General features: G+C 55.0%; 18 protein-coding genes. 13 read left to right on the forward strand and 5 right to left on the reverse strand.

All coding sequences use genetic code 11. From position 1 onward, the window contains the following. The first annotated feature begins 229 nt into the window (after positions 1-229). The 3 genes from ACAW74_RS25000 (at position 230) to ACAW74_RS25010 (ending at position 2,987) form a co-directional block, all read left to right on the forward strand. Positions 230-799, forward strand: a complete 570-nt coding sequence (locus tag ACAW74_RS25000; RefSeq protein ID WP_502918615.1) for a Riean_0653 family protein — start codon at positions 230-232, stop codon at positions 797-799. A 206-nt stretch (positions 800-1,005) separates the two neighbouring features. After that, positions 1,006-1,929 (forward strand): PorP/SprF family type IX secretion system membrane protein, encoded by a 924-nt coding sequence (locus ACAW74_RS25005; protein WP_370700993.1) that lies wholly within the window; start codon positions 1,006-1,008, stop codon positions 1,927-1,929. Between the two features lie 5 nt (positions 1,930-1,934). Continuing rightward, on the forward strand, positions 1,935-2,987 hold the full coding sequence (locus ACAW74_RS25010; RefSeq protein ID WP_370700994.1) for an AAA family ATPase: 1,053 nt from the start codon (positions 1,935-1,937) through the stop codon (positions 2,985-2,987). A gap of 111 nt (positions 2,988-3,098) precedes the next feature. Here ACAW74_RS25010 and ACAW74_RS25015 read toward each other — a convergent pair whose 3' ends face one another. Together ACAW74_RS25015 and ACAW74_RS25020 are read right to left on the reverse strand one after the other, a co-directional pair. Continuing rightward, positions 3,099-3,356 (reverse strand): hypothetical protein, encoded by a 258-nt coding sequence (locus ACAW74_RS25015; protein ID WP_370700995.1) that lies wholly within the window; start codon positions 3,354-3,356, stop codon positions 3,099-3,101. 244 nt (positions 3,357-3,600) lie between these two features. Further along, positions 3,601-3,786 carry a hypothetical protein gene (locus ACAW74_RS25020; protein WP_370700996.1) on the reverse strand — a complete coding sequence of 62 codons (186 nt, stop codon included), beginning with the start codon at positions 3,784-3,786 and terminating at the stop codon, positions 3,601-3,603. A 275-nt stretch (positions 3,787-4,061) separates the two neighbouring features. Here ACAW74_RS25020 and ACAW74_RS25025 point away from each other — a divergent pair, with 275 nt between their 5' ends. Together ACAW74_RS25025 and ACAW74_RS25030 are read left to right on the forward strand one after the other, a co-directional pair. Then, entirely contained in the window at positions 4,062-5,273 is a 1,212-nt protein-coding gene (locus ACAW74_RS25025) for a pyridoxal phosphate-dependent aminotransferase (RefSeq protein ID WP_370700997.1), read from the forward strand. 138 nt (positions 5,274-5,411) lie between these two features. Beyond that, entirely contained in the window at positions 5,412-6,059 is a 648-nt protein-coding gene (locus ACAW74_RS25030; protein WP_370700998.1) for a hypothetical protein, read from the forward strand. Positions 6,060-6,080: 21 nt separating this feature from the next. Here ACAW74_RS25030 and ACAW74_RS25035 read toward each other — a convergent pair whose 3' ends face one another. Next, a complete protein-coding gene (locus ACAW74_RS25035) occupies positions 6,081-6,980 on the reverse strand; it encodes a hydrogen peroxide-inducible genes activator (protein WP_370700999.1) in 900 nt (299 codons plus the stop codon). Positions 6,981-7,085: 105 nt separating this feature from the next. Here ACAW74_RS25035 and ACAW74_RS25040 point away from each other — a divergent pair, with 105 nt between their 5' ends. Both ACAW74_RS25040 and hemH read left to right on the forward strand, forming a co-directional pair. Continuing rightward, complete coding sequence (locus tag ACAW74_RS25040) at positions 7,086-7,841, forward strand: hypothetical protein (protein WP_370701000.1); 756 nt, start codon at positions 7,086-7,088, stop codon at positions 7,839-7,841. A 133-nt stretch (positions 7,842-7,974) separates the two neighbouring features. Next, on the forward strand, positions 7,975-9,051 hold the full coding sequence (hemH, locus tag ACAW74_RS25045) for a ferrochelatase (protein WP_370701001.1): 1,077 nt from the start codon (positions 7,975-7,977) through the stop codon (positions 9,049-9,051). 117 nt (positions 9,052-9,168) lie between these two features. On the opposite strand, the gene ACAW74_RS25050 is transcribed toward hemH, so the two are convergent. Further along, positions 9,169-9,567, reverse strand: coding sequence for a Dabb family protein (locus ACAW74_RS25050; protein ID WP_370701002.1), 399 nt, complete (start codon positions 9,565-9,567; stop codon positions 9,169-9,171). Positions 9,568-9,669: 102 nt separating this feature from the next. Here ACAW74_RS25050 and ACAW74_RS25055 point away from each other — a divergent pair, with 102 nt between their 5' ends. The 4 genes from ACAW74_RS25055 to ACAW74_RS25070 all read left to right on the forward strand — a co-directional run bounded on the left by ACAW74_RS25055 (position 9,670) and on the right by ACAW74_RS25070 (position 13,256). Beyond that, positions 9,670-10,704 carry a zinc dependent phospholipase C family protein gene (locus ACAW74_RS25055; RefSeq protein ID WP_370701003.1) on the forward strand — a complete coding sequence of 345 codons (1,035 nt, stop codon included), beginning with the start codon at positions 9,670-9,672 and terminating at the stop codon, positions 10,702-10,704. A 35-nt stretch (positions 10,705-10,739) separates the two neighbouring features. Further along, positions 10,740-11,183 (forward strand): DMT family transporter, encoded by a 444-nt coding sequence (locus ACAW74_RS25060; protein WP_370701004.1) that lies wholly within the window; start codon positions 10,740-10,742, stop codon positions 11,181-11,183. A gap of 64 nt (positions 11,184-11,247) precedes the next feature. Beyond that, positions 11,248-11,763, forward strand: a complete 516-nt coding sequence (msrB, locus tag ACAW74_RS25065) for a peptide-methionine (R)-S-oxide reductase MsrB (protein WP_370701005.1) — start codon at positions 11,248-11,250, stop codon at positions 11,761-11,763. A gap of 254 nt (positions 11,764-12,017) precedes the next feature. Continuing rightward, complete coding sequence (locus ACAW74_RS25070; RefSeq protein WP_370701006.1) at positions 12,018-13,256, forward strand: glycosyltransferase family 1 protein; 1,239 nt, start codon at positions 12,018-12,020, stop codon at positions 13,254-13,256. A 96-nt stretch (positions 13,257-13,352) separates the two neighbouring features. Here the strand turns inward: ACAW74_RS25070 and ACAW74_RS25075 are convergent, their stop codons facing one another. Then, positions 13,353-15,044, reverse strand: a complete 1,692-nt coding sequence (locus ACAW74_RS25075) for an NFACT RNA binding domain-containing protein (protein WP_370701007.1) — start codon at positions 15,042-15,044, stop codon at positions 13,353-13,355. Between the two features lie 43 nt (positions 15,045-15,087). Here ACAW74_RS25075 and ACAW74_RS25080 point away from each other — a divergent pair, with 43 nt between their 5' ends. After that, positions 15,088-15,357, forward strand: coding sequence for a hypothetical protein (locus ACAW74_RS25080; RefSeq protein ID WP_370701008.1), 270 nt, complete (start codon positions 15,088-15,090; stop codon positions 15,355-15,357). A 182-nt stretch (positions 15,358-15,539) separates the two neighbouring features. Next, complete coding sequence (gene lacZ / locus ACAW74_RS25085; RefSeq protein WP_370701009.1) at positions 15,540-18,830, forward strand: beta-galactosidase, LacZ type; 3,291 nt, start codon at positions 15,540-15,542, stop codon at positions 18,828-18,830. Positions 18,831-18,937 lie beyond the last annotated feature (107 nt).

The raw sequence follows: 18,937 nt of genomic DNA on the forward strand, positions 1-18,937 counted from the left end.
TTGTCAGAAAAACGGCTTTAGACAAAGGTAATGAAACCGCTGAACTGCCCTACGATACCCTCCTGACTACCACGGTCAGCAGGGATGGATGACTACATCGACTTGAGGGGCTCGTTTAATAGATTTTGCTATTGTGTATACTTACAGGAGCGACTTATATGCCTACACTTGCGGACATCTTTATCATGGTTTTACAAAGCTGCGCTTCTGCTGGGCATTCAGTATAAAAATGAGATCAACCAACCCTATACGTTCGTGCGTTGTCTTGTTACGGTTGACAGGTCTGGCACTTGCAGGGATTATGCTGAGCACCTGTAGCCAGGACCCGCTACCTAAACCCAGTCAAAGTGGGGAGAATACGTTTGGCTGTTTGATCAATGGTAACACATACGTACCCGATGGCGGTCCCGCTTTTTCGGGCATAAAGCCTATTTATGGTGGTTTTCTGGTTATTGAACCCAATCCTTATAAGCTTGGCATCTATGTTTATACATATAAAAAAGACAGGCAGAAAGTAAACCTTTATTTGAATAGTTTCAAACTAGGGAAGCACACCCTGAACTTCGACACCAGCGTTATCCCTGCCGCCGTTTCTCCAAAAGATTACGGCTTATATATTTCCAGCAACGGCGATGAATATGTCACATCAACCAACTACACAGGCTGGATCAACTTGGTTAAAGCGGATACTACCACAGGCATAGTGGCAGGTACGTTCGAATTCACAGCGGCAACGGCTGGGGGACGTACCGTTACAGTCACCAACGGCCGGTTTGACGTCAACGCCCGGACGCAGTAATGACATTGACAACAGCTTACTCACTATCCCTCAACTCTGAGCGGTTAGGTTGTTGATAGGCCCTGTGTTGGGGAAACAGGGAGCAAGCCAAAACGACGATCAGAGAGGAGGCGGGCCGTTCACGGCTTGTTGGGCGGACGTTGTTCTGGCATAGGAAATGCGCTTGAAATAGGGGAAATTGCCGCCTTTGTCGATTTCCCTGACTCATGAATAATCGCTTTCGCTTGCTGCGGTACGTCCTTATCGGGCTATGTATGGCCCAATCGGCTCTGGCTCAGAAGGAAGTACTGTATTCGCAATACATGTTCAACCCGATGGCCATTAACCCGGCCTTCGCGGGCGTACGCGAAGACTTTAGCATGACGCTCGCGTTTCGGGGGCGGCTGTTCAGCTTTCTAAGCCAGAATTCGCAACAGATTGCCACGCCTATCACGCAGACATTTGCCGCCGATGGCCAACTGGGCACGGGGCCGTTTGGGCTGGGTCTTCAGGTGCTCAACGACCGCAATAGCACGCTCGGCACGGTCGCCATCAGCCCGGCTCTGTCGTACCGTATCGATCTGCCCAATCTGGCCCGCCTCTTTGTAGGGGTGCAGGGGAGCGTGAGTTTCATTCCGGTGATTGGCATAGGCACCAATGTGGGCGGAACAAGTGCGCTGTTTGGTGCCGGAGCGGGCCTATATTATGATGCCGAGAAGTTGTTTGTTGGCCTGTCGATGCCCGAGATCAGCGTTCGGACCGAGAAATTCACGGGGTTACCGTTTCGGAATCCGGTCTACGCACAGGCAGGAGCCAAACTCCGCCTGGCCGATGACCTGCTGCTGATGCCTTCGGTCGTGCTGTCGCGAGCGGGTAGCGAACCGCTGGGGTTTGATCTGAACGCCCGCCTCTGGTATCACGACAAAGCAGCCGTGGGTGTATCGGTCCGGCAGAACAATACATTCTTTGTGGGTACGTATAATTATGTGCAGGCTTCGCTTGATTATCAGCTATCTACTAACATTCGGGTAGGGTATCAGTTTAACTCAACAGCGCCCGAAGCGCCGTATAGTTCGTTCCAGCCGACCATTCACGAATTGACCTTTCGGTTTACGCCCAATCCCAATCCGTTGAAGTTTTCTTATTTTTAAGGCGTATGCCCAATCAACGCACAATTCAGGACCTGTTTATTACCCACGATTTAGACCGCGAGTTTCCCTTAGCGGCTCATTTTGTTCAGACCTACGGCGAGTACCCCAATTATTTGTTCTCGCACGAAGACTACAAAACTGATCTGCACGAGTGGTTGTTGGGCCGTGGCTTTCAGGTGATCAATGCCTCGATGCGGCTGAGTCGCGATGGCTTCCGGACCAACGAGCGCATGTATCACCACCCCGACGGGGTAATGCTGAACGGCGAATTCATGGCCGATTCATATTGCCGGTTTTCGGGTTATTACCGGTCTGAGCAGGTACTGCACAGCTGCCTGTCTGGCATTGAACAGCTTGTTTACGAACACGAACCCGAGCAAACGCACATCTATCTCATTCAGAGTGGGTTGGGTGGGCTGCATACCGAGCGGGTCGATATTGAACCGCCCACCATCGATCTGTCGCTGTATTACAACGACGGCTTCCCCGAGGTGCACGAGCGGCTGGTATCGGTGCTGAACCGGCCTAAATACAAAGGGCTGATCTTGCTGCACGGGGAGCCGGGTACGGGCAAGACCACCTACATCAAATACCTCAGCTCGCTGGTGCGGAAGAATATGCTGATTCTGCCGCCCTACATGACCAACTACCTGACCTCGCCCGACCTGATTCCGTTTCTGCTCGAACAGCGCGATTCGGTGTTACTCATTGAAGATGCCGAGCGAATTTTGCAGGCGCGCGAAGCCGGGGGCGATACCAACAGCGTGTCGAACATTCTGAACCTAACGGATGGCCTGTTGGCCGATTGCCTGCATATTCAGATTATAGCAACGTTCAACGCCAATAAAAGCCTGCTCGATAAGGCGCTGCTTCGCAAAGGGCGGCTTATGATCGACTATGCATTCGGAAAACTGACCGCCGCCAAAGCCAATACGCTGATGGCGAGTCTGGGCATCGATCACCATACCAATGACCCGATGACGCTGGCCGATATTTTCAATATGGATCAGCAGACGATCTCTGGCGAGCGGATCGAAGGCATGCGCGTGGGCTTTTAGCAACAAGCCACACGCTAACCAAAACGAGCCGGGGCGGCCAACGGAGTCGAACGTGCATTTGCATGATCAACTCCGTTGGCCGCCCCGGCTCGTTTCTATAAATGGGCTGAATTAGTCTAAGAAACTGACCGCTTCTTCGGTTTTGCCCTCGGCCTCAAGCATGGCAAAAAACGAAGGTACGGCCGGGGCAACAGGCTTGCTGGGGACGGGGCCAAACGTCGAATTATATTCGAGTTCGTTGTCGAGATCATCCATCAGCAACGTGGCTGTTACCTGCCAGTTGGTTGAAAAACGCGTCGACGACATAGCCCACTGCGTTGATACGGTCTGGCTCGTAATGTTCTGACTTACTTGATTGATAGTGAGCATAGTAATTATGGGTTGGGATGCCGGCCAGATCGTTATAGTGTATGTTTTATACCTAACAAAAACCTTGCCTATTGGCGCGAAATTAGGCAAATGCCTTACAGAAATTTATTAAACCGCAATTATTCTCCCATTCTGGTGGAGTAGCCTTGTTTTTAGCTTAAGCACCATTGACGTAAACAGGGTGTGACGAAAAGACGGCATAGATGTTGATAAACCGTATGACCACTTTCGGTAAGTCTCTTCGTTACCAGAGCCCGAAACAGGTGCGCACTGTCAGGCCATACAGAAGCAGGCTTGCTGATAGAAAATACACTCGTGAAACGGTTAGCCGACTGTTCTGTTTCCAAACGAACCGGTCGGGGCGGGGCAACAGGTGGTGTTGAGTCGCCTTAATGAACTGGCAGGTGGCGAAACCCAGGTGGGGGGCCATCGTATCGAGTGCTGATAGGGCAGCGCCTGGAGTGGCAGTTCTGCCAGAAAAAAGGGGCCGCTACGGCTGGAAGCTGGCTGCGTAACCAATTGCGCGCGCCACTGCTAAGAGACTCGGCGGGGAGCAGAGTCTGGAAAGGGAAATTCATTCAATAAGTCGATTTCACAAATGGGGGTACCCTTTAGACGAATTCGACAGGCGCGCGCCACAAGTATATTTATATGTATTTTTGCCGACCCGCATTGCCCGAAGCCGGCATGCGGGTTTTTTATACGATGGAGATCCGCAAATCTGACCGCCTGACGCACCTCAAATACGATATTCGGGGGCCGGTCTATGAGAAATCGCTGGAACTGGAGAGCCAGGGATACAAGATTATCAGCCTCAATATTGGTAATCCGGCGGCGTTTGGTTTCGACACGCCCGACGAAATTGTCCACGACATCATCCTGAATATTCGGAATGCGCAGGGGTATGCCGACTCGCGGGGGCTGTTTGCGGCCCGAAAAGCGGTGATGCACTACACGCAGAACCTGGGGCTTCCGGGCGTAACCATTCAGGATATTTACATTGGTAATGGCGTCAGTGAGCTCATTCTGCTCTCGATGCAGGCCCTGATCAACGAAGCCGACGAAGTGTTGGTGCCCTCGCCCGATTACCCGCTTTGGACAACCTCGGTGGCGCTTTGCGGTGGTAAACCCGTGCATTATACCTGCGACGAAGCCAACGCCTGGAACCCCGATCTGGCTGATCTGGAAAGTAAAATCACACCGAAAACGCGGGCAGTGGTTATCATCAATCCCAACAACCCCACTGGCGCTGTTTACGATAAAGCCATTCTGGAGGGCATCGCGCGCATTGCCGAAAAACACAAGCTGATTGTCTTTGCCGACGAGATTTACGACAAGATTCTGTATGATGGTGCTACGCATAACCCGATGGCCCGCTTCGTACACGATACGCTCTGCATCTCGATGGGCGGCCTGTCGAAAAATTACCGGGGTGCCGGCTTCCGGGGTGGGTGGCTTGTGATGACGGGGGCCAAACACAAGGCAAAGTCGTACATCGAGGGGCTTACGCTGCTGGCGAGTCTGCGTCTCTGTGCCAACGTACCTACGCAATACGCTATTCAGACGGCGTTGGGCGGGTATCAGAGTATCAACGATCTGGTGCTACCCAGTGGGCGGCTATACCGGCAGATTATGCTCGCCTACGAGCGGATGGTGGCTATTCCGGGCATCAGCTGCGTGAAACCCAAAGGCGCGCTGTACATCTTCCCGCGCATCGACCTCACCCAGTTCAATATTGCCGACGACAACGCGTTTGTGTATGACCTGCTGGTTGAACAGAAGGTGCTGGTGGTTGCGGGGCAAGGCTTCAATTTCAAAACGCCCGACCATTTCCGGATTGTCTGCCTGCCTACGGTCGATGAACTAACGATCGCCCTCGACCGCATTGAGGCCTTCCTGGAAAGCCGGCGAAAATAAAGAGTGAACGGGGTAAGAGTGAATAGGCTGACACGGCAATTAGGCTTACGTCGGCCTTCTCACTCTTATCCCTTTCACTCTTTATTTATACTGCCGGGCCGGGCATGGGCGTTGATGGAAAAACGCTTTCCATCACACATGCGTAAATCCGTCGGCCTGTTGGCTGTTTGTTTGAGTGCGTCGTTTTCGGCTTGTCATCGTCCCGTAGCCACTTTTCAGCGCAGCCCCCGCGAAGTTTTCTATTCTCCACTTAAACCGGCTACCCCTGAAGCCGCGCCAGTTGCTGAGTCAGCCCCTGAGGCCCCGACAACGCCTGTAGACGAACCAGCTGCGGCTCCGGTTGCGTATGCCGATGCCCGCCCCACCCGCCTGCCTGAGTCGGCGAGTGAGCGTATTCGAACCCATCAGCAACGTACCCAGCAACTGACTAACCCGGCCCGCGAAACACCCGCCCGCCCAACTTCGCCCGCCCGCTCTGCTGCCGATGCAGAGCAGAACGTACCTGAGGCCGTAGAGACTGGTCCCGGCCCGAAAGACAAGCAACGGAAGACCCTGCGCGAAATTCTGGGCCTGCCACCACGCAAGCAACTCAACTGGTGGCAAAAGATTCCCTGGCAACTGAAAGCGGCAATAGTGGTCATCTTGGTGGCGGTGGCGTTTGCGCTCCTAAAGATTCTTGCGCTCACGCTGGTCTTCGGCATCATCGGTGCCTTTCTGTTGATCCGTGGCCTCAAAAAAAGCTTTAAAGTCCGGCGGGGCATCTTCAACTGGCGGGTTAAAGGCTAAGTAGCCAAGTCCATCGGCGCGCTACGCCATGCTGGGCAGGTGGGCCATAATTTCCCGTTGCAGCGCGTTGATGAGGCTGCGTTTCAGGAAACTCCGGTGCATCACCAGGCTGACCTCGCGTTTGGGGGCCTGCCCCGCAAACGGCCGCAGCCGCGCCCGGCGAATCGGGTCAAAGTCGAGCGTAGCCAGATAGGGCAGGAGGGTGAAGCCATCCTGCCGCTCAATCAGTTTGACGAGCGTTTCGAGCGAACCCGTTTCGTAGCGCAACGACGACCGGCCCGAAAGCCGACCTCCGCAGAGGTTCAGCACCTGATCGCGAAAGCAGTGGCCTTCCGATAGCAACCACAAATCGGTAGTCTGGGTAAGATCGGCGGGCAACACCGCAGGATTTTTAAGCAGGTCATGCCCATCGGCGGCGTAGATCATGAACGGCTCATTAAACAGAGGGAGCTCTGTGAAATTGCCTTCGCGCAGGGGCGTCACCACAATGCCAACGTCGATCAGGCCACTGCGAAGGCGTTCCACAATCTGGTCGGTCAGCAACTCCTGCATCTGAATCGTTACGCTGGGGTAGCGATTCATGAATTCACCAATAAAATGCGGTAGCAGGTAGGGCGCCAGCGTCGGGATAATGCCTACTCGCAACTCGCCGCCCACTTCATCGCGCGATTCTTTCGCCAGTTCGGGAATGCGCCGCGCCGCCTGCAACACCTCACGAGCCTGCGCCACAATCACCTGCCCGGTTTCGGTAGGCACAACGGGCTGCTTCGAACGGTCGAACAGCAGCACGCCGAGCTCATCCTCGAGCTTCTGAATCTGCATGCTCAGCGTGGGTTGGGTTACGTGGCAATGGTCGGCAGCGGTTGCAAAATGACGGTGCGTATCGATGGCGACGATATAATCAAGTTGAGTGAGTGTCATGTTATAACTAGTATCGATGCAAATCTAGATCATATTGATGATTTTAATCGCTTCGTGTAGCTAAATGACGCCCGTCGCCTAGCTTTGTAGTCTAACTTCAATCCTATGCTAACGCGCTACTTTCTGTTCGGGCTTTTGCTGCTGGCAACGCCCCTTCTGGCTCAAAAGACAGACAACCCACCCGCCGAGGGTTTTGATATGGCTGGCTCAGACCCCCGCGCTGTGCAGATCGCCGACGAGGTAATGGCTGCGCAGGGAGGCCGTAAAGCCTGGGACAACACGCACCATATCGCCTGGACGTTTCTGGGTTTCCGGCGGCTGCATTGGGACAAGTGGACCGGCGACGTTCGGATCGACAACCTGCGTAACGATCAGACCATTCTGGTCAACATCAATACGGAAAAAGGGCGTGTGTTTCGGAATGGCAAAGAAGAAACCAACCCCGACAGCGTTGCCAAGTATGTGAAGCAGGGTAAGGGTGCCTGGATCAATGATGCTTACTGGTTGTTGATGCCGTTTAAACTGAAAGATTCGGGCGTAACGCTGAAAGACCTGGGCGAGGCCAAAACCGAAGATGGCAAACCCGCCGACCTGATTCAACTGACGTTTAAGGGAGTGGGCAACACCCCCGACAACAAGTACCACGTCTGGGTCGACAAGGCTACGCGGCTGGTATCACAATGGGCTTATTACCCCAAATTCACCGACGAAAAACCGGGGTTTACGCTACCCTGGACCGACTACCAAACCTACGGACAGATCAAACTGTCGGGTAAGCGTGGCCCCCGCGAGCTCTCCGACATCCGGGTGTTCACCAAGCTCCCCAAAGCGGTCTACACTTCATTCGAGCGACCAAAATGAGGTATATCGTCTGATGGTTAAGGTTTAGCGGTAGCTGATGCGTTCTCTGTTTGTATCAGCTAACCTTAAACTTTAACCATCAGACTTTAAAACCACCTTGAACCTTGCACTAAACGTTTCCCGTTAACCAGCTATGGAAGCTATTGCTTTACAATCTCCCCATACAACGGACGCCGGAAAGGCCGTTGGTTCGCTGGGTAAAACCGGCGTGCTGCTCGTAAACCTCGGTACGCCCGACAGCCCGAGTGTGCCCGACGTACGAAAATACCTGCGCGAATTTCTGATGGACGGGCGGGTCATCGACATTCCATATATCCCCCGTTTCTTGCTGGTCAATGGCATCATTGCGCCATTCCGCGCCCCCAAATCCGCCAAGACCTACCGCGAAGTCTGGACCGAAAACGGCTCACCCCTTAAACACTATGGGTACGTTGTCGAAAAGATGGTGCAGGCGCAACTGGGCGACGACTATGTGGTTCGGCTGGCTATGCGCTATCAGAGCCCCAGCATCGACGCGGGTCTGGCCGAATTTCAACGCCTTGGCCTCACCGACATTGTGGTAGTGCCGTTCTTTCCGCAGTATGCGTCGGCAACGACCGGCTCGGTCTACGAAAAGGTAATGGACGTGCTGAAAACGTGGCAGGTGATTCCGCAGGTACGTTTCGTGAATCGCTTTCTCGAGCATCCCAAGTTCATCGAGGGCTTCGTACAGCTAGGCCGAAAATACATGGCCGAACGTACCTACGACCATTACCTGTTTAGCTACCACGGTCTGCCCGAGCGCCAGATTCGCAAGGGCGACGTCACGAAAACGGTGTGTAAACTAGGTGACTGTTGTGCCTCACTCCGGGCCGACAATCAGCATTGCTACCGGGCGCAGTGTTTCGAAACCACCCGGAGGCTGGTGCGCGAACTAGGCATTCCCGAAGGGCAGTACACCACCTGTTTTCAGTCGCGTCTGGGCAAAGATCCCTGGATTCAGCCCTATACCGAAGATACGATCAAAAAACTCGCCGGGCAGGGCGTAAAGAGCGTGCTGGCATTCTCGCCCGCGTTTGTGGCCGACTGTCTGGAAACCACGATTGAAGTCGGCGAGGAGTACAAAGAGCTCTTCGAAGAGCAGGGCGGCGAACACTGGCAACTCGTCGAAAGCCTCAACGACAGCCCGCTTTGGGTCGAAACGATCGCTGATCTGGTGAGGAAGAGTTAGAGTAATGAATAGTGTATAGTGTATAATGAATAATGGGGGCTGACGCATTTACTCTAGCGTCAGCCCCCATTATTCATTATACACTATACACTATACACTATTCACTATTCATTCAGCCTACGGCTGAATATCGGCGTTGACAACCAGTGTTTTCGACCAGTTGGCTTTGTTCTCGTCGACGAAGTGCTGATACGGGGCGCTCTTGATAAATGCCTTCATGTCGTCTTCGTTCTGGAACGTCAGGTAATGCATGGCATCGTACTCGTTGGTGCTTTCACCCGCGATAAACGTCTTGCCAGCCGTGTACCCCACGACCTGCGGAATTTCGTGTTTCAAGGCGGCAAAATCGCGCATGTGCTTCTCGACAGCTTGCGTTTTTACATCTTTGACGAAAGAAAAGCAGAAAATCTGCTGTTTCTGGGCTTTACGGGCCGGTGAATAGGCCCCGTAGATTAATAAACCGAGGATGCAGAACAGACCTACAATGAGGGCGTATCCTTTAGATTCACGTTGCATTGATTTGGTAACTATGTCGTTTTGGAAAATATTATTCGCTTTGGGTCGAGGTTTTATTTAAATAGTTTAACTTGCTCTATAAATAGTACCACGACTGGACAAATGTACAGCTATAGAATTTGGTTGGGTGTTTTTCTGGGAAAAAATTTTCTTGTGGGCCTACTGGCTGTTGCCAGTCCTGCTAAAACACCCGCTCGACCCACCGCTACGAACGTACCTGGCACTGCGCCAACCTGGGGTTTTTATGCCCACCAGCAGATCAACCGGCTGGCGGTGTTTACGCTGCCGCCGGAGATGATGCCGCTCTACAAAAGCCGTATTCAGTACCTAACCGACAACGCCGTGAATCCAGATAAGCGGCGCTATGCGGTGGTGGGCGAGGCACCGCGCCATTTCATCGACCTCGATGTGTACGCCGACACCACCCGCGAAACGCTGCCCCGATCGTGGTCGGCGGCGGCCGAACGATACGGAGCCGACACACTGGCGATTCACGGCATTGTTCCCTGGCATATCCAACTGGCCAAATACCAACTGACCGAGGCGTTCAAAGAGGGGAACGTACCCAAGATCTTACGCCTCTCGGCCGACATCGGGCATTACATCGCCGATGCCAACGTACCCCTGCACACCACGCGCAACTACAATGGCCAACTCACCAACCAAACAGGCATACACGGATTCTGGGAGTCGCGGCTGCCTGAGCTGTTTGCCGGGCAGTATGACATGATCGTGGGCGCGGCCACCTATGTGGAGCATCCGCAGCGGCGCGCCTGGCAGGCCGTTTTCTCGGCTCACGCTGCCCTCGACTCGGTATTGGCCATTGAGCAGCAACTCACCCAGCAGCTCGGCGAAAGCCAGAAATGGAATTTTGATGATCGTAACGGGCAAACCGTGAAAGTCTATTCGGCAACCTTTGCCCGACTGTATCACGAGCGGCTACGCGGGCAGGTCGAGCGACAGATGCGGGCGTCGGTGAAGATGGTGGGCGACTTCTGGTACACCTGTTGGGTTGATGCCGGGCAACCCGATCTGGCAAAGCTGGCGGCTCAGTTACCCACGGCAGCCGAGCAGGAAATGGAGGCGACCGAGAAGAAAAGCTGGCTTAAACGGCTATTTTCGGCCCGCGATGAATAACAGAATGACCTGACTAGGGTCGTCGTCACCTCCTTATGTACTACATTTTTCTGGTTTTGGCATTCCTGACGGGCACGGCTATCTCGGTGCAGGCGGCAGTTAACTCCAATCTGCGGCTGGCCCTCAACAACCCGGTGCTGGCGTCACTGATCTCGTTTGGAACGGGCTTCCTGACGCTGCTGATCGTGCACCTGTCGTCGGGTGGGGGTGTGCCGCCGCTGGCACTTGCGCGGTCGTTGCCCTGGTGGAAATATACCGGTGGGCTAATCGGCGCCGTATACGTCACCACCGTTATTTTATCAGTACCACGCATTGGCACGGCCAATCTGGTGAGCCTGAGTGTAGCAGGGCAACTGATTGCGGCTGTTGTGCTTGATCATTATGGATTGCTGGGTTTTGCGCACCACCCTGCCAACGCCTGGCGGCTACTGGGCATCGGTCTGATCTTGGCGGGCGTATGGCTGGTTGTACGAAACTGAAGCGCCCTTTTTTGCGTATATAGTGTAGCGGTAATGAACGCGTTTTCAACCTGCTATACACGACATGAACTACTTCATAAACAGTACTTTAGCTATAGCGATGGTGGCCTCGCTGGCCTGCCAGACCAACACCTCTTCGGCTCAGCAAACCGCCAGCCTATATGAACAGGGGCAGACCCCTCCGGGTGGTCGCCGGGTGGTAAAATCAGACGCTGAGTGGAAGAAACAACTCACCCCCGATCAGTACGAAGTGCTGCGGAAACACGGCACTGAGCGCCCCGGTACCAGCCCCCTGCTGAACGTCCACGAAGATGGTACGTTCCTGTGCGCGGCTTGCAAAAACCCGCTCTTCAGCTACAAAACGAAGTTTGAGTCGGGTACCGGCTGGCCGAGTTTCTATGAGCCCATCTCGAAAAATGCCGTGAAAGTGGCCAAAGACAACAGCTACGGCATGGAACGCGACGAGGTTGTCTGCGCTGTCTGCGATGGTCACCTCGGTCACGTGTTTAATGATGGTCCCAAGCCAACCGGTCTGCGTTACTGCATGAACGGCGTAGCTATGACATTCCAGAAGAAATAAAAAGGCTCGCCTGGCCTCCAATGGTAAGCAGTTGGGGGCCGGGCCATTGCCTAACTATTACCGGGGGGAAGTCAACATTTTAGTTGATGAATTGTTGTTTTGATAAACGTTGCCAGTTGGCCGTTTGTCAATCAGTATACGTGCGGGTAAGTGTAGAGGTCTTGCTGGGCAATTGCCTTGCTTTGATCGAAGCCTGTTTGTGCCTGTCTGCAATAGGTTGACCTCTTATTAGCCATCTTTATTGGTACCCCTACATGAAAGTCAGTGATTTCCCTTCGTCATCATCGAATGATGTAACATCCAGTGAACTGTCGTCAACGGCGTCTGTTTCCGAGAACCACTCGCCCAAAAGCATACTGCCCGCCGCCTCAACCAAAGCACCAGCCTCGTCGCCCGAGAGCCTGATCTGCTTTTCGCATCTGCGCTGGAATTTCGTTTACCAGCGGCCTCAGCATTTGATGAGCCGCGCCAGTCGGCAGATGAACGTCTATTTTCTGGAAGAACCGATCTGGGGAAATGAACTGCGCGTTGAAGTGCGGCAGGAAGACGAGCGCCTTAAAGTGATAGTGCCTCACATTCCGCACGGAACGCCGCATCAGGAGGTATTGGCCTACCTGCGCCGGACGGTCGATCAGTTGATCGAGTCGGAGCGCATTGCCGAATACGTAGCCTGGTACTACACGCCGATGGCGCTGGATTTCAGCGATCACCTGACACCGACCTACACCGTCTACGACTGCATGGATGAGTTGTCGGCGTTTCTGGGTGCGCCACGCGAACTAATCGATATGGAAGCGAAGCTGATGACCCGCGCCGATCAGGTGTTTACGGGGGGCTACAGCCTCTACGAAGCCAAACGGACGCGCCACGACCACGCCCATGCTTTCCCGAGCAGTATCGATTTCGCTCACTTTGCGAAAGCCCGCCAACGCGACACCGACTCGGCGCAGGCCGACCCGACCGATCAGGCGCATATCCCGCATCCGCGTATTGGGTTCTCGGGGGTAATCGACGAGCGGTTCGACGTGCAGTTGCTGCGCGAACTGGCCAACCGGCGCCCCGAATGGCAATTTGTGTTGCTGGGCCCGATCGTAAAAATCGACCCGGCTACGCTGCCCAAGAATGATAATATCCATTACCTGGGCATGAAGAACTACAAAGAACTGCCCACTTATTTTGGGGGATGGGACGTAGCGATGTTGCCTTTTGCGCTCAACGCATCGACGCGCTACATCAGCCCGACCAAAACACCCGAATACCTGGCGGCGGGATTGCCTGTGGTATCGACGCCCATTCGCGACGTGGTACGTACCTACGGAGAACCTGATTTTGTGCAGATCGCAGCGACCGTCGACGCATTCGACACGGCCATTGAAAAAGCCCTCAACAAAGCGCACCCAACCAACTGGGCCGCTATCGATCAGTTTTTGAGCGAACACTCGTGGGATAAAACCTGGGAGGGCATGGAAAGCTGCATCGTGAAGAATAATTAATGCACAATGAATAATGTACGATGCACAATGGGACTACCAGATGCATAGTCTTGCGGTAGTCCCATTGTACATCGTGCATTGTCCATTATTCATTAATTAGCCCCTCGGCACGACCAGCACGACATCTTCTTTGTCGACTACGACCTGCCCTTCGGCGAGGCCTTTAGGCTTGCGGACGAATTTCTTGGGGGTAACGATCACCGGGCACAGGCTGTCGGTGCGGCGTTTAGAATACCAGGCGGCCAGTTCGGCGGCCCGCTCTATCACCGTTTTGGGAAACGATTTACCGGCCCGATACTTGATCACCACGTGCGATCCGCTCACGTCACGGGCATGGAGCCACAGGTCTTCCTTGTACGTGTAGCGTTGTGTCAGCAAATCGTTGTTTTTGGCATTGCGCCCAATCCGGATGGTGAACCCTTCCACCTGCACCTCTTTAAACAACTCCGCCGGATCGGTGGAGGTCGCGTTGTCGGTCAGCAGGGTGTGCTGTTTTACGTAGCGCCGCAATTCCTTGAGCGACTGAATGGGCTCGATGGCCGCCCGGTGCGCGGCTAGTTCCGTCAGTTCGGCCTCGCGCCCGTCGATCTGCTGCTGCAAATGCTCAGCCTCGATTTTCTCGTTTTTGGCTTTCCGGTAATACCCTTCTGCGTTGCGCTGCGGCGACAGATCGGGTTTGAGACGAATCGTAACGGGGCGATTGTCGCGGTAAAAATCCTCGACTGTGATCGTCTCAGGCGAGCGCCCACCGGGCAGCGTAGGTACGTTGTGCAGATTGGCCATCAGCAGATTGCCCAACTCATCGTGACTTGGTCCTTCATCGCGGCTGATGAGCCGTTGCAGATTCGCGTCGAGCAACGTCTGGGCTCGTTTGAGCCGTTTGTCGAGAAGCCGCAGCACCTCGGCGCGCTCCCGCTCCACCACGTTTTGCCCGTTGAACGAGATGAAAAAGCCATTGGCCGCTTCCATCGGGTCGTCGTAGATGGAGCCTGCCCCGCCAGGGCGGGGGCGGGTTTCGCCAATGGGCACCAGAGCCAGAGTCGGCCGGTGCTCAAACGTCACGAGCCGATACGTGGGGTTTTCCAATAGCTGAACCACCGATTGCAGGAGCGGCCAGGTGATGCCCGTACCGGTTTCCTGGGTACGTTGCTCCAGGTACGTTCTGACGAGCTTGCCAAAGGTTGGAAACAGCTTTCGGTAGTCGCGACCGGCCGCCTCGAACGCCGCTTCCGACTGGTCGATAGGTCGGTCTAGTCCGTCGAGCCGCAGGGTCTGATCGGCAGCCAGTTTCTGATTGAACAGGTCGACGACGTCGTTGTCGCGGAAAATGAGCAGGTTGGGCCGGTTGCCGAAAAATTTAAAAACCAGCGTGTAGCCATCGGCCAGTTCGATGCCCAGACACCGCTCGTTCAGGAAGGAACGTACCCCCAATACGGCTTTGCCCGGCTGTTCCATCCCGGGGCGATCGGGGTCTTCGCCACTGTCGTTGCCGGTAAGGTCGTCAAACAAATCGACGCTGTTGGTGCGGGCGCGGCGCACGTCGTCGGCAAAGAGCAGGCCCGAAAAGTCGGGGCGGAGTGTGGCTTTGATGAAGAACGGTTTGTAATAATTGGCCTTGCCCCGCGCCTGCGCAAAGGCCAGCACGACTTCGTCGCGATCCTGACTGAAGCATTCCATCAGGTAGAGACCCTCCAGCCGGGTAGCCAGGGCAGGAGCCAGTTGGCGCAGAAAATAATAATTGGTGTGCATAGTAAATCCGCCAGCCAGATAGTCGACAAAGGTAAACAACGGAGCGTAGCGGGTGTTGCTACTACATAAACGATCAACTGTTATGAGCAAGCAAACAACCCAGCCGACTGTCCGCGAGACTGCCGACGATACCAAAAAACACGAACTAAACACCAACCTGCCCGACGAAAAACAAGGCAAAACGTCGCGTGGAGTGCATAAAAGCAAGCAAAGCGAAGAAGATGACCACACGCCCCAGGGGCGCCAGCAAACACCGGGTGGTAAAACCAAAACCGAGCTGGCCGACGAACGCGGTGGCAGTGGCCATTCTGGAAACAGCAGCAGCCGGTCGGGAAGCGATTCGAACAGCTAACCGGTCAGGATTTGTCCGTATACATACGCAACAGGCCAGGGGGCCGGGTTTACCACTACTCAAGTCGTAAGCCCGGCCCTCGGGTCTGTCTGATGCTTCCAAATGGGCAGTTTTTGCACGATTCTAATCCTTTGGCTGCTATCTTACGGCTTTGTTACTTTGTGGAAACTTAGCCTCGCCGAATGCGCATACCGTATATCTACTCACTTGTCTGTAAGGCAGCTCTTTCATTCGTATTTCTTGAAACGGCCGTTGCCCAGTCGACTGACGTTCCGTTCTACGAGAATCCCAAGATCAGTAGTCAGTATACCGAACCGCATCACGCTACCTTCTGGCCCTACGCGACCGAAGCCCAGGCACTGGACGACAAACGTACGGCCTCGACCCTGACTCAGTCCCTTAACGGAGTCTGGAAGTTCAAATGGCTGAAGCATCCCAAGCTGGTTCCCGCCGATTTCAGTGCGCCGTCGACGAACGATGTGGGCTGGGATAATATGCCCGTGCCGTCCAACTGGCAGGTGGTGGGCGCCCGAGAAGGGCGGCCTTACGACCGGCCGATTTTTACCAATATCAAACATCCGTTTCCGGCCGAACCCCCACTGATCCGGGCTGATACCAACGCGGTAGGTCTCTACCGGACGCGATTTAAAGTCCCTGCCGACTGGAGCAATCGCGAAACGTACCTGCACTTTGCCGGAGTGCAGTCGACCTGCCGGGTATTTCTAAATGGCCGGTACGTTGGCTACCACGAAGACAGCATGACGCCCGCCGAGTTCAGGATTACCGAGGCCTTGCAGCCCGGCGAAAACGTGCTGGCGGTCGAGGTGATCAACTGGTCGGATGCCAGCTACCTCGAAGATCAGGACTTCTGGCGGCTGGCGGGCATTTTTCGCGACGTCACGTTGGTAAGCCGCCCGCGCCTGCACCTACGCGACGTGCAGATCACGACCGATCTGGAAGACCCCACTTACCGCAACGGGACGCTGAAATTGACCACTTACGTTCGGAACCTGGTTGGGCAACTGATGCCCGTTTACCGGCTGAAAACGACGCTCTACGATCCTCAAAAACAACCCGTTTTCACCGAAACGCTGCTGTCTGAAAACGCCGTAGGGTCCGATCAGGAGAAAGTCCTGCGCCTGAGCCGTTACGTGACCAACCCGTTGCTCTGGTCGGCCGAGGTGCCCAACCTTTACACCCTAACGATTCAGTTGATTACCAACGACGGGCAGGTGCAGGAGGTGATCAGCCAACGAGTCGGTTTCCGCGAAATGGAAATGCGCAACGGTCAATTGCTCGTTAACGGGCAGCCTGTTACGTTCAAAGGGGTAAACCGGCACGAGTTTGACCCCGAAACCGGGCGCGTTATCAGCCGCGAAAGCATGATTCGCGATATCAAGCTGATGAAGCAGTACAACATCAACGCCGTCCGGACGAGCCATTACCCGAACGTGACCGAATGGTATGACCTCTGCGATGAATACGGGTTATATGTGATTGACGAGGCCAATGTCGAAAGCCACGACCTGTGGTACAAAGGCTACGAGATTGCCGAACGGCCCGAATGGCGCGATGCCTTTGTGGCGCGGGGCCGCGCGATGGTGGAGCGCGACAAAAACCACCCGTCGATCATCATTTGGTCGCTGGGCAACGAAACCAGCATGGGGCAGAATTTTCAGGACATGGCCAACATCATCAAACTGGTCGACCCAACCCGCCCTATTCACTACGAAGGCCGTAAACCCTACATCGCTACGTCGCTCAGCAGTTTTGATATTATCACCACCATGTACCCGTCGGTCGATGATATGATCCGGCTGATGGAAAAAGACCCGACGCGCCCCGTCATCGTCTGCGAATACGCGCACGCCATGGGCAACAGCGTGGGTAACCTGAAAGACTATTGGGCCGCCATCGACAAATACCCGCGCATGCAGGGCGGCTTCATCTGGGACTGGGTCGATCAGGGCCTATACCTGCGCGACAAGAAAGGCCAGTCGTACATTGACCACATCAACTACATCGATGGCGCCAACGCCTGCGACGGGCTGGTAAACCCCGACCGGACACCACAACCCGAACTAAACGAGGTAAAACGGGCCTACAGCTACGTCAAATTCATGTTGCCCGCGCCGCTATCGGCCACGCAGACAAAGGTGAACATCAAGAACACCTACGATTTCCAGAGCCTCGACAACCTCAAGCTGATTTGCAAACTGGTTCGCAACGGCGACGTCGTGCAGCAGGGCACCGTGCCAACGCTGACGGCCCGGCCCGGCCAAACCATTCAGGTTACCGTTCCGTACAGTATACCGTCGACGCAGGAGCCCGGCAGCGAGTATTTTCTGGTGCTGAGTCTGCAACTGAAAGAAGCGACGCCCTGGGCTGCTGCCGGGCATGAGGTGGCGGCCGAACAGTTTCCCATTCAGACCGACGTGGTGATGCCGCCGGTGATTGGCGTAGCCCGGATTCCACTGCTGAAGGTAACGCAAACCAACACAGCCGTCGAACTGCGGGGCGATAATTTCATGCTCTTGTTCAACAAGGCGGCGGGTGGCATCAGCCGGTGGCTATTTAAAGACAAAGACCTGCTGCTCGACCCTAACAACGGCGGTAGTGGCCTGCTGCGCCCGTCGTTCTTCCGCGTACCTACCGACAACGACGAAGGGGGCGGGGATAAGTCCTTTGCGGCCCACTGGCGGCGCGTCGGGCTGGATCGGCCCACATTTTCGCCGGTCGATATGGTGGTTGAAAAACTGGGTAACGGGCAGCGGGTCAGAATAACCTGTACCAGCGAATCGGTACTGAAAGGTAGCAGTATCCGGCAAAGCACCGAGTATCTGGTCTACGGCACAGGCGATGTGCTGGTGACGACGACCTATTCGCCGGGCAGCCTGACGCAGCCCAAGAGTGCCACCGCTGCCGCGCTACCGTCGCTGGGGCGTGTAGGGATGCAACTGGCCTTGCCCGCCGCGCTGAATACCCTGACCTGGTATGGCCGCGGTCCCTTTGAAAGCTACGCCGATCGGAAAGACGCCGCGTTTGTGGGCGTTTACACCGGTAAAGTGGCCGATCAGTTTTTCCCGTACACGATGGCGCAGGAAAACGGCAATAAGACAGACGTTCGCTGGGCGCACCTGACCGACGCCACCGGCAACACCGGCCTGCTGATCGTGGCCGAGCCAATCAACGGCAATATGGCCTGGCTAAACATCAACGCCCGCGATTACACCGATGCGGCGTTGCTGGCGGCCAAGAACCCCCACGCCCAGACCGTAGAGCGGGGCAATACCACGCTGGTCAACATCGACTTTCAGCAAATGGGCCTCGGTGGCGACGATAGCTGGACACCACGTACCCACCCTGAATTCCTGCTTTCGCCCGCCAAAACCTACACGTATAGTTTCCGGCTGCGACCCACCGATGGCCGTACCGACCGGAAAACCGTAGCCAATATGATTCTGCCGCGCTAAGAAGGAAGTATGAACCGCTACCAAGTATCGAGGTTCCGTTTTACTATTGTATATAACAACCGATTGTAAAACGCCCGATCCCGGTCACCTGATAGCGGTTCATCGCC

The organism is Fibrella musci (assembly GCF_041321105.1).
Taxonomy (GTDB): Bacteria; Bacteroidota; Bacteroidia; order Cytophagales; family Spirosomataceae; genus Fibrella; species Fibrella musci.

Excerpts from the sequence above, each read along its gene's own strand:
- ACAW74_RS25000 (WP_502918615.1), top strand. The coding sequence starts at position 230 with ATGAGATCAACCAACCCTATACGTTCGTGCGTTGTCTTGTTACGGTTG.
- ACAW74_RS25005 (WP_370700993.1), top strand. The coding sequence starts at position 1,006 with ATGAATAATCGCTTTCGCTTGCTGCGGTACGTCCTTATCGGGCTATGT.
- ACAW74_RS25010 (WP_370700994.1), top strand. The coding sequence starts at position 1,935 with ATGCCCAATCAACGCACAATTCAGGACCTGTTTATTACCCACGATTTA.
- ACAW74_RS25015 (WP_370700995.1), bottom strand. The coding sequence starts at position 3,356 with ATGCTCACTATCAATCAAGTAAGTCAGAACATTACGAGCCAGACCGTA.
- ACAW74_RS25020 (WP_370700996.1), bottom strand. The coding sequence starts at position 3,786 with ATGGCCCCCCACCTGGGTTTCGCCACCTGCCAGTTCATTAAGGCGACT.
- ACAW74_RS25025 (WP_370700997.1), top strand. The coding sequence starts at position 4,062 with ATGGAGATCCGCAAATCTGACCGCCTGACGCACCTCAAATACGATATT.
- ACAW74_RS25030 (WP_370700998.1), top strand. The coding sequence starts at position 5,412 with ATGCGTAAATCCGTCGGCCTGTTGGCTGTTTGTTTGAGTGCGTCGTTT.
- ACAW74_RS25035 (WP_370700999.1), bottom strand. The coding sequence starts at position 6,980 with ATGACACTCACTCAACTTGATTATATCGTCGCCATCGATACGCACCGT.
- ACAW74_RS25040 (WP_370701000.1), top strand. The coding sequence starts at position 7,086 with ATGCTAACGCGCTACTTTCTGTTCGGGCTTTTGCTGCTGGCAACGCCC.
- hemH (WP_370701001.1), top strand. The coding sequence starts at position 7,975 with ATGGAAGCTATTGCTTTACAATCTCCCCATACAACGGACGCCGGAAAG.
- ACAW74_RS25050 (WP_370701002.1), bottom strand. The coding sequence starts at position 9,567 with ATGCAACGTGAATCTAAAGGATACGCCCTCATTGTAGGTCTGTTCTGC.
- ACAW74_RS25055 (WP_370701003.1), top strand. The coding sequence starts at position 9,670 with ATGTACAGCTATAGAATTTGGTTGGGTGTTTTTCTGGGAAAAAATTTT.
- ACAW74_RS25060 (WP_370701004.1), top strand. The coding sequence starts at position 10,740 with ATGTACTACATTTTTCTGGTTTTGGCATTCCTGACGGGCACGGCTATC.
- msrB (WP_370701005.1), top strand. The coding sequence starts at position 11,248 with ATGAACTACTTCATAAACAGTACTTTAGCTATAGCGATGGTGGCCTCG.
- ACAW74_RS25070 (WP_370701006.1), top strand. The coding sequence starts at position 12,018 with ATGAAAGTCAGTGATTTCCCTTCGTCATCATCGAATGATGTAACATCC.
- ACAW74_RS25080 (WP_370701008.1), top strand. The coding sequence starts at position 15,088 with ATGAGCAAGCAAACAACCCAGCCGACTGTCCGCGAGACTGCCGACGAT.
- lacZ (WP_370701009.1), top strand. The coding sequence starts at position 15,540 with ATGCGCATACCGTATATCTACTCACTTGTCTGTAAGGCAGCTCTTTCA.